We start from the raw sequence: 14,122 nt of genomic DNA, 5'->3' as shown, positions 1-14,122 counted from the left end.
CATGATTTCACGGCGCGATTTTCTACAGGCCAGCGTAGCTGCCAGCGCAATTGTCGGCGCGTCCGGGTTTGGCAACTGGGGCCGTCTGGCTGCGCAACAGGCGCTGACGCAAGACCAGCTGCTGGAGTTTGAGACCTTTGGAAACGTGTCGCTGATCCATGTCACCGATATTCACGCACAGCTGAAACCAATCTATTTCCGGGAACCCGAAATCAACCTTGGCGTGGGCGTCAACAAGGGCGCCGTGCCCCATATCACAGGCGCGGATTTCCGCCGTGCCTATGGAATAGACGACGGCAGCCCGTCGCATTACGCCCTGACTTATAACGATTTTTCCGCCCTCGCGCGAAGCTATGGCAAGATGGGCGGCATGGACCGTGTGGCGACTGTCGTGAACCAAATTCGCGCCGCCCGCCCCGATGCTTTGCTGCTGGATGGCGGCGATACCTGGCACGGGTCCTACACCTGTTACCAGACCCAGGGGCAGGACGTGGTCAACGTCATGAACATGCTCAGGCCCGATGCGATGACGTTTCACTGGGAATTCACGCTTGGGTCGGATCGCGTGCGCGACATCGTGGGCGATCTGCCCTTCGCGGCCCTTGGCCAGAACATCTTTGACGCCGAATGGGATGAACCATCCGAAGACTTCCAACCCTACCAGTTCTTTGAACGCGGCGGCGTCAAGATCGCCGTGATCGGTCAGGCCTTCCCCTATATGCCCATCGCCAACCCCGGCTGGATGTTCCCCGAATACTCGTTCGGGATCCGTGATCAGCGGATGCAGGAAATGGTTGACGAAGTGCGCGGCATGGGCGCCGAATTGGTCGTCTGCCTGTCGCATAACGGCTTTGATGTGGACAAGGCGATGGCGGGCCGCGTGACCGGGATCGATGTGATCCTTGCGGGCCACACCCATGATGCGCTGCCCGAGCCTGTGCTGATCAACGACACGATCATCATTGCGTCAGGGTCCAACGGTAAATTCGTCAGCCGCGTCGATCTGGACGTGCGCGATGGCCGCATGATGGGGTTCCGCCACAAGCTGATCCCGATCTTTTCCGACGTGATTTCGCCCGACGCCGAGGTCGCGGCAGTGATTGATGAACAGCGCGCCCCCTTTGCGGCGGACCTGTCCGAAGTGCTGGGTAAAACGGCCGATGATACGTTGCTTTATCGGCGCGGCAACTTCAACGGATCCTGGGATGACCTGATCTGTGATGCGCTGATCGAGGAACGCGATGCCGATATCGCAATGTCGCCCGGTGTGCGTTGGGGGCCGTCGATCCTGCCGGGTCAGGATATCACCCGCGAAGACCTGTGGAACGTCACCTCGATGACCTATCCAAACGCATATCGCACTGAAATGACGGGCGAATTCATACATACCATCATGGAAGACGTGGCCGATAACCTGTTCAACGAAGACCCCTATTACCAGCAGGGCGGCGATATGGTTCGCGTCGGTGGGATGGGCTACCGGATCGACATCGGCAAACCGATCGGCGAACGCATCAGCAACCTGACCCTGCTGAAAACCGGTGAAACGCTGGACCCCGCCAAGACCTATGTCGTGGCTGGCTGGGCTTCGGTGAATGAAGGCACCCAAGGCCCGCCCATCTGGGACGTGGTCGAGAATTACATCAAGCGCAATGGCACCGTGTCCGTTGCACCAAACACATCCGTTCAGGTCGCGGGGATCTGAAGCCAATGATCAAAAAGGGGAGATAGATGAGCGACATCTACAAAGGCATGAAGCCCACACGCCGCAATTTCCTGCGTGGCGCGGCCGCCAGTGGTGCGGCCCTGGTGGGCGGGGCGACTATGGCGCGGGCCGAAGGCGAAGCCGCAATCCTGAACACGCAGCCGTGGAACCAATATCTGGGCGCGGGTGTGGACGAGACGCCTTATGGCATGCCATCGCCCTATGAATCCCATGTGCGCCGCCAGAACGTGCCCTGGCTGACAGCCGATCCGGTCAGTTCGATCAACTTTACCCCGCTGCATGAACTCGACGGGATCATCACGCCAAACGGCTTGTGTTTTGAACGCCATCACGCGGGCGTCGCCGAAATCGATCCCGCCGAACATCGCCTCATGATCAACGGCCTGGTTGATCGCCCGCTGGTCTTCACGATGGAAGACCTGATGCGCTTTCCACGCGAAAATCACATCTATTTTCTGGAATGCGCAGCCAATACGGGCATGGAGTGGGCGGGGGCGCAGCTGAACGGCTGCCAGTTCACTCATGGGATGATCCACAACGTCATGTATACCGGCGTGCCGCTGCGGCTTTTGCTGCAAGAGGCGGGCGTGAAAACTGCCGGAAAATGGTTGCTGCCCGAGGGGGCGGATGCATCCGCAATGACCCGTTCGGTCCCGATTGAAAAAGCGCTGGATGATTGCCTCGTGGCGTTCAAGATGAACGGCGAAGCCCTGCGCGCCGAACAAGGCTACCCCATCCGACTGGTCGTGCCCGGTTGGGAAGGCAACATGTGGGTCAAGTGGTTGCGCCGCATCGAAGTGGGTGATCAGCCTTGGCACCACCGCGAGGAAACCAGCAAATACACCGATCTTCTGGCCAACGGTCAGGCCCGGCGGTTCACATGGGAGATGGACGCGAAATCGGTCATCACCAGCCCCAGCCCGCAAATGCCCATCACCCAAGGTCCGGGGCCGCTGGTCATTACCGGCGTGGCGTGGTCGGGGCGTGGCACGATCCCGCGGGTCGATGTGACCATTGACGGTGGCATCACATGGCAGGAGGCCCGCATGTCGGGTCCGTCGCTCGATAAGTCGATGCATCGCTTTTATCTCGACATCAACTGGGACGGAAAACCGATGCTGCTGCAAAGCCGTGCGCATGACAACACCGGCTATGTGCAACCGACCAAGGATCAGCTGCGGGCGGTGCGCGGTGAAAATTCAATCTATCACAACAACGGCATTCAGACTTGGGCTGTCAACGAAAATGGCGAGGCGGAAAATGTTGAAATTTCTTAAGGTTTTCCCGCTGGTTGGTGCTGCGACCCTCTTGGCCGCACCCGGATTTGCGCAGGACACACTTGGCATTGGGCGCCCGGCATTGCCCGATGAAATCGCGGCATGGGATATCGACGTGCGCCCCGATGGACTTGGCCTGCCCGAAGGCAGCGGCGATGTCTGGACCGGCGAAGAAGTGTTCGTTGAAAAATGCGCCGCCTGTCACGGAGACTTCGGCGAGGCCGTCGGCCGCTGGCCGGTTCTGGCGGGCGGTCAAGGCACCTTGGAACGCGACGATCCCGTCAAGACAATCGGGTCATACTGGCCCTATTTGTCGACGGTCTATGACTATGTGAACCGCGCGATGCCCTTTGGCGAAGCGCAGTCGCTTGAACCCGACGAGATCTACGCGATCACAGCGTATCTGTTGTATCTCAATAACCTGGTTGATGACGATTTCGAGCTGAACAATGAAAACTTTACCCAGGTGCGCCTGCCCAACCAAGACAACTTTTTCATGGATGACCGCGCCGAAACCGAACTGGTGGACTTCACCGGCGAGGTCTGCATGACCGGCTGCAAGGAAAGCGTTGAAATCACCCGCCGCGCGGCCGTGTTGGACGTAACACCGGAGGCCGAAGACGACGCCCCCGTTGAAGATGCATCCACCGAGGAAGCACCCGCCGACGACAACAGCGCGGCAATTGATCCCGAGTTGATCGCCCTTGGCGAAGGCGCATTCCGTCAATGCCGTGCCTGCCACGAAGTCGGCCCGGATGGGTCCAACCGCACCGGCCCCGCCCTTAATGGCGTGATCGGGCGGACGATGGGCACGATTGATGGCTTTCGCTATTCCAACGTCTTCAAAGAGGCGGCCGAAGCGGGCGAAGTCTGGACCCATGAAAATCTTGCCGCCTATCTTGCCGATCCGCGCGGTCAGCGTCCGGGCACCAAGATGTCGTTCCGCGGCGTGCGTGACGAGGCCGAAATCGCTGGGCTGATCGCTTATCTTGAAAGTATTGCATCGCCATGACCCAGATCGCCCGCCCTGCGTTGGCCTTTGCGATGCTCGTGTTCAGCACGGGAGCAGCAAAGGCCGACGCAGGCGGCGATCCTGAACGCGGTGCCGCCCTGTTTCAACAATGTGCAAGCTGCCATCAGATCGGCGCGGGTGCGCAGAACGCGATTGGCCCGCATTTGAACGGTATTTTTGACCGCTCAGCGGCGCAAGTCGATGATTTTCGCTATTCCGAAGGCTTGCTGCGGGCGGCGACAAACGGGCTGATGTGGGATTTTGACACGCTTGACGCCTACCTTGAAAACCCGCGCGCTCTTGTGTCGCGCACGCGGATGAATTTTGCGGGCCTCTCTGATCCGCAGGACCGCGACGATGTGGTTGCCTACCTGCGCAGCTTTTCAGCCAGCCCGATCGACATCCCCGAATCCGCACCCACGGCTGTGGCTGTTGATCATGCGGTCGCGCCTGAAATTCTCGCCATTGTTGGCGATCCTGCTTACGGTGAATACCTGTCGGGCGAATGCACAACCTGCCATCAGGCCAGCGGTGAGGCCTCGGGCATTCCCAGCATCACCAACTGGCCGACCGAATATTTTGTCACTGCGATGCACGCCTACAAAGACAATGTGCGCACCCATCCCGTCATGCAGATGATGGCCCAGCGCCTGTCAAACGAGGAGATCGCAGCGCTCGCTGCATATTTTGAAACCATCGAATGATCGATGCCACCCATGGGAGAGAGACATGAAGTTCAACAGACGCGCCTTTCTTGGAACTATTGCCGCAACCGGTGCGCTCGCAGCGCCGATGGTCAGGGCTGCCGCGCACGGACGTGCGCGTGTCGTCGTCGTTGGTGGTGGGGCAGGCGGTGCGACGGCCGCCCGCTATATCGCCAAAGACAGCAACGGCGACATTGACGTGACGCTGATCGAACCCTCGCGCCACTATTACACCTGCTTTTTCTCGAACCTTTATCTGGGTGGCTTTCGCACCATCGAAAGCCTGGGCCATTCCTATGGCGGCTTGGCCGCGGATTTCGGGATCAACGTTTTGCATGACTGGGCCGTTGGCGTGGATCGTGATGCAAAAACCGTGGCCACAGCGGGGGGCTATGCCATCCCCTATGATCGCCTGATCCTGTCGCCAGGCATTGATTTCGTCGATGGCGCGGTGCCCGGTTGGGATGTGAGCGCCCAAAACAGGATGCCCCATGCCTATAAAGCGGGGTCGCAGTCGGAATTGCTAAAGGCTCAGATCGAATCCATGCCCCAGGGCGGCACCTATGCAATGGTCGCACCGCCCAATCCGTTCCGCTGCCCGCCCGGCCCCTACGAGCGCGTCAGCATGGTCGCGCATATGCTGAAAAACATGAACCCGACCGCCAAGATCCTGATCGCCGACCCAAAAGAGGCCTTCTCCAAACAGGGGTTGTTCGAGGAAGGCTGGAACACCCATTACGCAGGGATGATCGACCGGATCGGCCCCGATTTCGGCGGTGGCAACGTCGAAGTGGACCCCGAGGCGATGACGCTCAGCATTGATGGCGATGTGACACGTGTTGATGTCTGCAATGTCATTCCCGCAATGAAGGCAGGGCGGATCGCCGAACTGGCTGGCATAACCGAAGGCAACTGGGCGCCGGTGAATGCGGCAGATCTGTCCTCGAAGATGGATGAAAACATCCACGTTTTGGGTGACGCCAGTGCGCAGGGCGACATGCCGAAATCCGGCTTTGCGGCCAATTCGCAGGCCAAGGTCTGTGCCAACGCGGTGCGCGGTGCGCTGACGGGGTCCACGGTGTTCCCCGCGCGGTTTGCCAATACCTGCTGGTCGCTGATCAGCACCGATGATGGGGTCAAAGTCGGGGCCACCTACGAGGCCACCGATGAAAAGATCGCCAAGGTCGACGGCTTCATCAGCGAAACAGGTGAAAGCAGCGACGTGCGCCAAGCCACCTATGCGGAATCGCTTGGCTGGTATGACGGGATCACCGCCGACATGTTTGGCTGAATCACACGGGCCTTGACGCAGGTTATAGCCCGATCACCGATACCGCGCGATACTGCGGTATCACATTGGAGGACTTGAAATGAAACGTTTTCTATTTGCCGCCTGTCTTGGTCTGGTGGGGTCGCTTGCCAGCGCTCAGGATGCGACCGTCTATCCCTTTGACGGTAGTTTTGATGACGCGACTTTTTCGGTTGAGTCAGCAATCGTCGGCAAGGGGTTGGTGATTGATTACGTCAGCCGCACCGGCGAGATGCTGAACCGCACAGGCGCAGACGTGGGCAGTGATGTCGAAATCTTTGCGGGCGCGGATATCTTCTTGTTCTGCTCGGCGACCCTGTCGCGCGAGGTCATGGAAGCGGACCCCATGAATATCGCCCATTGCCCCTACGGTATCTTCGTGACTGATCGGAATGGCGAGGTCATGATCGGCCGTCGCAATTATCCCGAAGGCGAGATGCAAAAAGTGCAAGCGTTGCTTGATGATATCATCCAGGACGCCATCGGAGGATAAACCCGCCCATGAATTACCAGTCATTTTTCCAGTCGGCGCTTGCGTCGTTGCGGGCCGAGGGCAATTACCGTGTTTTTGCCGATCTTGAGCGGGAGCGGGGGGCGTTTCCGCGGGCGGCCAATCATCGGGGCGATGGGGTGCGCCCTGTGACGATCTGGTGTTCGAATGATTATCTGGGGATGGGGCAGCACCCGGCGGTGCTGGCGGCGATGCATGATGCGCTTGACAAGGTTGGCGCGGGCGCGGGCGGCACCCGCAACATCTCGGGCACGACCCATCATCACGTGCTGTTGGAGCGCGAGCTGGCCGATCTGCACGGCAAGGAAGACGCGCTGTTGTTCACCTCGGGCTATGTGTCCAACTGGGCGGCGCTGGGCACGCTGGCGGCGAAACTCCCCGACTGTCTGGTGCTGTCGGATGCGCTGAACCATGCCAGCATGATCGAAGGCATCCGCCACTCGCGCGCGCAGTGTCAGGTCTGGCGGCACAATGATCTGGCCGATCTTGAGGCGAAACTGGCCGCAGCGCCGCTGGAGCGCCCGAAACTGATCGCCTTTGAATCGGTCTATTCGATGGATGGTGATATCGCCCCGATCGGCGCGATCTGCGATCTGGCTGACAAATACAACGCCATGACCTATCTGGACGAGGTGCACGCCGTGGGCATGTATGGTCCGCGCGGCGGCGGGATCGCCGAACGCGACGGGCTGATGGACCGGATCACGGTGATCGAGGGCACGCTGGGCAAGGCGTTCGGCGTGGTTGGCGGCTATATCGCGGGCAGCGCCGCGGTCTGTGATTTTATCCGCTCGTTCGCCAGCGGGTTCATCTTTACCACGGCCCTGCCGCCGGCGGTGGCCGCAGGCGCCTGCGCCGCGATCCGCCACCTGAAACAGTCCAGCTCTGAGCGCGCCGGCCAGCAGGCCCGTGTCGCGCAGGTGCGCGCCCGGCTTGACGCGGCCGGCATCCCGCATCTGGACAACCCCAGCCACATCATTCCGGTGATGGTGGGCGATCCGGTGAAATGCAAATACCTGTCGGACGTGCTGATGGACCAGTTCGGCATCTATATCCAGCCGATCAACTACCCGACCGTGCCCAAAGGCACAGAACGGCTGCGCATCACCCCCTCACCAGTGCACTCCCAGACCGATATCGACGCGCTGGTCAACGCACTCGAAAGGCTCTGGCAACAATGCCAACTGGCACGCATGCCAATCGCCGCGCAGTAAGGATTTGCCCCGCGCGATGTCAGATCAGGGCCGGATATGGAATATTTGCTAGAGACATTTGGCGAAGGCACGGTCCTGACCGTGCTAGGCTTGTTTGTCGGGATCGTTTTTGGCGCGGCCGCCTATCAGTCGCGGTTCTGTCTGCGCGCTGCCACGGTCGAAGTTGCTGACGGGCAATGGGGCGGGCGCTTTGCGATCTGGCTGGTGGCCTTTTTTGCCGCGGTGTTTGCCGTGCAACTGGCGATTACGCTTGGCTGGCTCAACGTGGTGGACGCCCGCCAGCTTGCCAATACCGGCAGTCTTTCAGGCGCGATCATCGGCGGGCTGATGTTTGGCATCGGCATGATCCTTGCACGCGGATGCGCCAGCCGTTTGCTGGTGTTGTCGGCCACCGGAAACCTGCGGGCGATGCTGACGGGGTTGGTGTTGACGATTGTCGCGCAGGCCTCGCTGACCGGCGTTTTGGGCCCCACGCGCGAAGGATTGTCGACGCTTTGGGCGGTGCCGGGTGGTACGTCGCGCGATCTGCTGGCCCTGATCGGGATCACGTCGCCCATTGCCGCCGCCCTGGCCGGTCTTTGTCTGACGGGTGCGCTGGTTTTTGCCGCGCGCAAGGGGGTGCGCCTGTCATGGATCGTCAGTGCCGCTCTTGTGGGGCTTGCGGTCGCAGGGGGCTGGGTTGGCACCTATCAGGTGGCGCGGGCCTCGTTCGAGGTGGTCGCGATTACCTCGGTGACCTTCACGGGGCCATCGACAGATACTCTGATGGCGCTTGTGAATGCGCCCAATCCGCCGCTTGGTTTCGGGCTGGGACTTGTGCCGGGCGTATTTGTCGGCGCGGGCACAGCCGCAGTGCTGACGGGCGGGTTTCACATCGAACGGTTCGGCAAGGACACCCCGATGGAGCGTTACATGATTGGCGCGGTGTTGATGGGGTTCGGGTCGATGCTGGCGGGTGGCTGCGCGGTCGGGGCAGGGATGTCGGGTGGCGCGATCTTTTCGCTGACCGCATGGGTCGCGGTTGGCTGCATGTGGGTCGGCGCGATGGCCACGCATAGATTGCTGCCCAAGGGGCGCGGCGTTGTGGCCGCCGCGATTTAGCTATCCTGCACGAACCGATAGGCGCTGCCCGCTTTTTCAACCCGCCCGATCCCTGTGTTGGGCAGGTGAAAGCCAAGAATCTGCATTTGCTCGTAGGCAAGCTGATCGAGCAGGGCCACCCGTGTGGCGACCCCCATATCGGTATCCTGATCCGAGGCTGATTTCCAATCAGGGTGATCGAATGCCAGGTGATGATTGCCGATGCAATCGCCAAGAATCATGATCGCATCATTGCCCTGTCGCACCTCGAAGGCCATATGACCGGGCGTGTGACCAAAGGTGGCGCGCGCGGCGACGCCGGGCAGGATTTCCTGACCATCCTGAAAGAATGTCACCTGATCGGCGATCCGCGCCAGCCGCCGCGCGGCCCCCACGGCAAAGGTCGTGCGCCCGCTGTCGATCGTGTTCACGGTGTCGGGGTCGCTCCAGTAGTCCCATTCGGCCTGCCCGATCATATAGCTGGCGTTGGTGAACAGAAGATCGTCGAAATCATCGACCAGCCCCCAGATGTGATCAGGGTGGGCGTGGGTAAAGACGACATCGGTGATATCGTCCGGTGTCAGACCCGCAGCATCAAGCGCATCAAGCAGAAATCCTGCACTGCTCATGAATTCGGGGCCGGCGCCCACATCGAACAGAATATTGTGGCTGTCGGTTTGCAGCAGGGTCACGTTGCAGGGCGGGGTGACGGTCTCGCCAAAGCCGTATTGTTGCGTAACTTCAGCGCGCATGTCTTGCGGGACATATTCCAGCGCCATCGACAAGGGCAGTCGCAATTCACCGTCCGACAGCGAGGTCAGGGTGAAACCGCCTAGACTTGTCTGCGCCATGCCCGCGCGCAGGGGCGCAAAACTGCCGACAATCCCTGCCGCTGCAAGGGTTGTGAAACGTCGCCGCGTGAGGGTCATGGTGCCACCTTTACGTATTCATTTAATAGAATATGTAATAGGCTGAGCATCCGCTTGTCAATCAAGGCAGAGGGCCGATGCCCCGCAACAGCGCGCAAAAAAGGCGCTGTCCCGTCTTTCCATTTCCAAATTTGCGCGTATGCAGGCCGCAACACATGTTAGCGCAAGCATAACCGGCTGGGCAGGGCTGCCCGCGAATTGGCAAAGGTGAATTCAATGACGAACAACGACTGGTGGCGCGGCTCTGTCACGTATCAGATTTATCCGCGATCCTTTCAGGACAGCGACAACGATGGTGTTGGCGATATCAAGGGGATCACGCAGCGGCTGGACTATATCGCCGACCTTGGAGTCGATGCGATCTGGTTGTCGCCGATCTTTACCTCGCCGATGGCCGACATGGGCTACGACGTGTCCGATTATATGGATATCGACCCGTCATTTGGCACGCTTGCTGATTTTGACGCGATGGTGGCGCGCGCCCATGAACTGGGCCTCAAGGTGATCATTGATCAGGTGATTTCCCATTCATCCGATCAGCACCCGTTCTTTCAGGAAAGCAAGCTGAGCCGCGATAACCCGCGCGCCGACTGGTATGTCTGGGCCGATCCCAAAGCGGATGGCACCCCGCCCAGCAACTGGCAGTCGATCTTTGGCGGACCCGCGTGGGAGTGGAGCGCGTATCGCAAGCAGTATTACTTCCACAACTTCCTGAAACAGCAGCCGGACCTGAATTTTCACAATCCCGCAGTGCAGGATTACATGCTCGACACCATGCGATTCTGGCTGGAACGGGGCGTGGATGGTTTCCGCCTTGATACTGTGAATTTCTATTTCCACGATAAGCTGTTGCGCGACGATCCGGCCGATTTCAAACCGGAATCGCGCACCGCGCACAGCACCTACGGGATGCAGTATCATATCTTCTCCAAGAACCAGCCCGAGAACCTTGTGTTCTTGCAACGCATGCGCGCCTTGCTGGATGAATACGATGCACGCACCCTTGTGGGTGAAGTGGGCGAAAGCCACCATGCCATTGAAATAATGGGGCAATACACGACCAATCATCGCCTGCACATGGCCTATTCGTTCGAAATGCTCAGCCCGAAATTCAGCGCGAAACACTTTCGCGATCTGGTCAACGCGTTTTTCGAGGATGCGCCCGATGGCTGGCCGTGCTGGGCGTTTTCCAACCATGACGTGCCGCGCCATGTGTCGCGCTGGTTATCCAAGGGGGCCGATCAGGATGCGCTGGCAAAACAGGCGGCGGCGCTGTTGTTGTCGCTGCAAGGGTCGATCTGTCTTTATCAGGGCGAAGAACTGGGCCAGACCGATACCGAACTGTCTTACGATGAACTCACCGATCCGCAGGGATTGATGTTCTGGCCCGAAGACAAGGGGCGCGATGGGTGCCGCACGCCGATGGTCTGGGATGAAAACGCCCCCAACGCCGGCTTTTCCGCGGCCAATACCACGTGGTTGCCTGTCAAATCGGCGCAATCCAGCCGTGCGGCGGCGGGGCAGTTGACCGATGAAAATTCGGTGCATGCGTTTTACAAGGAAATGCTGGCCCTGCGCCGGGCCGAGACTGATCTGCGCGACGGCGACACCACGTTTCTGGCATCCGAGGAACCGGTTTTGGCCTTTGTGCGCGGGGATGGTCTGGTCTGTGTGTTCAACCTGTCGGCCACCAGCGTTGATTTCACCCTGCCCAAAGCGGCTGATCCGGTGCTGCATCGCAATGCCGCAATACGGGACGGCATAACCATTGCATTAGCGGGCAGTGGTTTTGTGATTGCGCGGCTGCGTCGTTAAACTGTTGCTGAACGGCACGCAAAGCAGCCATGCGCGATAGGCGCGTGCTGTTTTGCGCAACTTGCGTTAATGATAGCGCTACCAGTCTGCCGATTCTGCGCAGGCCAACAGATAAAGACGAGCATGCTTGATACCCATATGAACACCGCCGCAGCCGATGTCAGCCTTCCCGAACTACACGAGTTTCAGGCGCAAATCCTGTCACACCTGCGCACGTCGGTCGGCAAAAATCCCGCCCACGCAACGCCTTATGACTGGCGCATGTCGTTGTCGCTGACCCTGCGCGATATGGTCGTTGACCCGTGGTTCAAAAGCACCCAAGCCACCTACGAGGCGAAGGGCAAGCGGGTCTATTACCTGTCGATGGAATTCCTGATCGGCCGTCTGATCGAAGATGTGGCCGTGAATCTGGGGGCTGAAACGCTAGCTGCCGAGGCCATGAAGGGGCTGGGGCAGGATTACGAAGTGATCGTCGCCAACGAACCGGACGCGGCCCTTGGTAACGGGGGCTTGGGGCGTTTGGCCGCCTGTTTCCTTGATAGCCTGTCCACTCTTGGTATCCCCGCTTATGGCTATGGTATCCGCTATGAACACGGTCTGTTTGAACAGCATTTTCAGGATGGCCAGCAGATTGAAACCGCAGAAGGCTGGCTGAATCAGCGCCACGTCTGGGAGTTTGAACGCCCCGAAGTGGCCTATCCCATCAGCTTTGGTGGCCATGTTGAAACCGCCGATGGCAAAGCCACTTGGCACGCCGGTGAAACCGTGATCGCGCTGGCCTATGACACGCCGATTGTCGGCTGGCAAAAAAAATGGGCCAATACCCTGCGCCTGTGGTCGGCAAAACCAACGGTGCTGTTCGATCTGGCCAGCTTTAATCGCGGCGATTACATCAACGCCAGCGCGCCCGAGGCCCTCGCGCGGACCATTTCTCGGGTGCTTTATCCCGATGATACGACCGATCAGGGCAAGGAACTGCGCCTGAAGCAGGAATACTTTTTCACCGCCGCATCGCTGCACGACATCCTGCGCCGCTTCAAATCCGAATGCCACGATCTGCGCAAGCTGTCCGACCATGTGGCGATCCAGCTGAATGACACACACCCCGCAATTGCCGGGCCGGAACTGGTGCGCATTCTGGTCGATATCCACGGGTTTGATATGGATGCGGCAATCGCCACCGCGCAATCCTGCCTTGGCTACACCAATCACACCTTGCTGCCCGAGGCGCTGGAAGCATGGCCCGAACACCTGTTTTCGCGGGTGTTGCCCCGCCACTACCAGATCATTCAGGATATTCAGGCCCGCGTGCTGAGGCCCGTAGCCGACGACATCCACATCATCGAACATGGCACCGTCAAAATGGGCGAACTGGCCTTTGCGATGGCGCACAAGATCAACGGTGTGTCGGCGCTGCACTCTGAACTGGTCAAGGAAACCGTGTTCGCAGGGCTGCACAAAGCCTTCCCCGACCGGATCGTCAACCAGACCAATGGGGTCACCCCGCGGCGTTGGCTGTATACCTGCAACCCCGCCCTGAGCGGGCTGATCACCGATACGATCGGCACCGGTTGGGTCGATGATCTTGAACAGTTGCAGGGGCTTGAACCCCATGTAGCCGACACCGCCTTTCTCGATGCCTTCGGCCGCGCAAAGCGTGCCAACAAGGTTGCGATGTCCGATTGGCTGGTCGCGCGCGGTGGCGCGGCGCTGAACCCTGACGCCATGTTCGACATCCAGATCAAGCGGATCCACGAATACAAACGCCAGTTCATGAACATCCTTGAAACCATCGCCCACTGGAACGACATTCGCGACAACCCGACCGGCAACTGGACGCCCCGCGTCAAGGTGTTCGGCGGCAAGGCGGCGCCGGGGTATGCGGTGGCCAAGGATATCATTCGCCTGATCAACGACGTGGCCGCGACGATCAACATAGATCCCGTCACGCGCGATGTGTTGCAGGTGGTCTATCCCGAAAACTACAACGTCTCGATGGCCGAGGTGTTGATCCCCGCCGCAGACCTGTCCGAACAGATTTCAACGGCCGGCAAAGAGGCATCAGGCACCGGCAACATGAAGCTGGGGCTGAACGGCGCGCCCACCATCGGCACGCTGGACGGGGCAAACGTCGAAATCCGCGAGCATGTCGGGGCCGACAACTTTTTCCTGTTCGGTCTTACGGCCGCAGAGGTGATGGAGCGCCGCCAAGTTGCGGGATATGCCCGCACTGCCATCGAGGCCAGCCCGCGCCTGATGCGTGTCCTTGCGCAGATGGCCGAAGGGCGGTTTTCAGGTGGTGACACAGGGCGCTATGCGGGCCTGCTGACAAACATCTGGGATCACGACTATTTTTGCGTCAGTCTGGATTTTGACGCCTATTACGACGCACAGCGCACTGTAGACGCAGCGTTTGGCGATGTGTCACAGTGGACAAAGATTGCCGCGCTGAACACCGCGCGGCTGGGGTGGTTTTCATCTGATCGCACGATCAAGGGCTATGCCAAAGACATCTGGGACACGCGCTCGCTGCTGAAATGACCGC

Annotated in this window: 11 protein-coding genes; 10 read left to right on the top strand and 1 reads right to left on the bottom strand. The window is 59.8% G+C overall.

Going from position 1 to position 14,122, the window contains the following annotated elements; genetic code table 11:
- Position 1: 1 nt before the first annotated feature.
- The 8 genes from soxB to FTO60_RS10265 all read left to right on the top strand — a co-directional run bounded on the left by soxB (position 2) and on the right by FTO60_RS10265 (position 8,854).
- Positions 2 to 1,705, top strand: a complete 1,704-nt coding sequence (soxB, locus tag FTO60_RS10300; RefSeq protein WP_148055879.1) for a thiosulfohydrolase SoxB — start codon at positions 2 to 4, stop codon at positions 1,703 to 1,705.
- Between the two features lie 26 nt (positions 1,706 to 1,731).
- Complete coding sequence (gene soxC / locus FTO60_RS10295; RefSeq protein ID WP_172623864.1) at positions 1,732 to 3,003, top strand: sulfite dehydrogenase; 1,272 nt, start codon at positions 1,732 to 1,734, stop codon at positions 3,001 to 3,003.
- The gene (locus FTO60_RS10290) at positions 2,987 to 4,015 is read left to right on the top strand and encodes a c-type cytochrome (RefSeq protein WP_148055878.1); all 1,029 of its coding nucleotides are present in this window, start codon (positions 2,987 to 2,989) and stop codon (positions 4,013 to 4,015) included. Before soxC ends, FTO60_RS10290 begins: the two co-directional genes overlap by 17 nt.
- Complete coding sequence (locus FTO60_RS10285) at positions 4,012 to 4,719, top strand: c-type cytochrome (protein WP_148055877.1); 708 nt, start codon at positions 4,012 to 4,014, stop codon at positions 4,717 to 4,719. The genes FTO60_RS10290 and FTO60_RS10285 overlap by 4 nt, the downstream gene beginning before the upstream one ends.
- A gap of 25 nt (positions 4,720 to 4,744) precedes the next feature.
- Positions 4,745 to 6,010 carry an NAD(P)/FAD-dependent oxidoreductase gene (locus FTO60_RS10280; RefSeq protein ID WP_148055876.1) on the top strand — a complete coding sequence of 422 codons (1,266 nt, stop codon included), beginning with the start codon at positions 4,745 to 4,747 and terminating at the stop codon, positions 6,008 to 6,010.
- Between the two features lie 79 nt (positions 6,011 to 6,089).
- Positions 6,090 to 6,521, top strand: coding sequence for a DUF302 domain-containing protein (locus FTO60_RS10275; RefSeq protein ID WP_148055875.1), 432 nt, complete (start codon positions 6,090 to 6,092; stop codon positions 6,519 to 6,521).
- An 8-nt stretch (positions 6,522 to 6,529) separates the two neighbouring features.
- On the top strand, positions 6,530 to 7,753 hold the full coding sequence (gene hemA, locus FTO60_RS10270) for a 5-aminolevulinate synthase (protein WP_148055874.1): 1,224 nt from the start codon (positions 6,530 to 6,532) through the stop codon (positions 7,751 to 7,753).
- A 36-nt stretch (positions 7,754 to 7,789) separates the two neighbouring features.
- Positions 7,790 to 8,854: a YeeE/YedE family protein gene (locus FTO60_RS10265; protein WP_148055873.1), complete on the top strand. Its 1,065-nt coding sequence runs from the start codon at positions 7,790 to 7,792 to the stop codon at positions 8,852 to 8,854.
- On the opposite strand, the gene FTO60_RS10260 is transcribed toward FTO60_RS10265, so the two are convergent.
- Positions 8,851 to 9,762 (bottom strand): MBL fold metallo-hydrolase, encoded by a 912-nt coding sequence (locus tag FTO60_RS10260; RefSeq protein WP_148055872.1) that lies wholly within the window; start codon positions 9,760 to 9,762, stop codon positions 8,851 to 8,853. The genes FTO60_RS10265 and FTO60_RS10260 overlap by 4 nt on opposite strands.
- 216 nt (positions 9,763 to 9,978) lie before the next feature.
- On the opposite strand from FTO60_RS10260, the gene FTO60_RS10255 reads away from it, so the two are divergent.
- Positions 9,979 to 11,577 carry an alpha-amylase family glycosyl hydrolase gene (locus FTO60_RS10255; protein WP_148055871.1) on the top strand — a complete coding sequence of 533 codons (1,599 nt, stop codon included), beginning with the start codon at positions 9,979 to 9,981 and terminating at the stop codon, positions 11,575 to 11,577.
- Positions 11,578 to 11,715: 138 nt separating this feature from the next.
- Positions 11,716 to 14,118: a glycogen/starch/alpha-glucan phosphorylase gene (locus FTO60_RS10250; RefSeq protein ID WP_148057119.1), complete on the top strand. Its 2,403-nt coding sequence runs from the start codon at positions 11,716 to 11,718 to the stop codon at positions 14,116 to 14,118.
- The last annotated feature ends 4 nt before the right edge of the window (positions 14,119 to 14,122 follow it).

This window comes from Octadecabacter sp. SW4 (assembly GCF_008065155.1).
Classification (GTDB): domain Bacteria; phylum Pseudomonadota; class Alphaproteobacteria; order Rhodobacterales; family Rhodobacteraceae; genus SW4.
The sequence above is the reverse complement of the archived record's forward strand: the minus strand, read 5'-3'. Positions and strand labels throughout refer to the sequence as shown.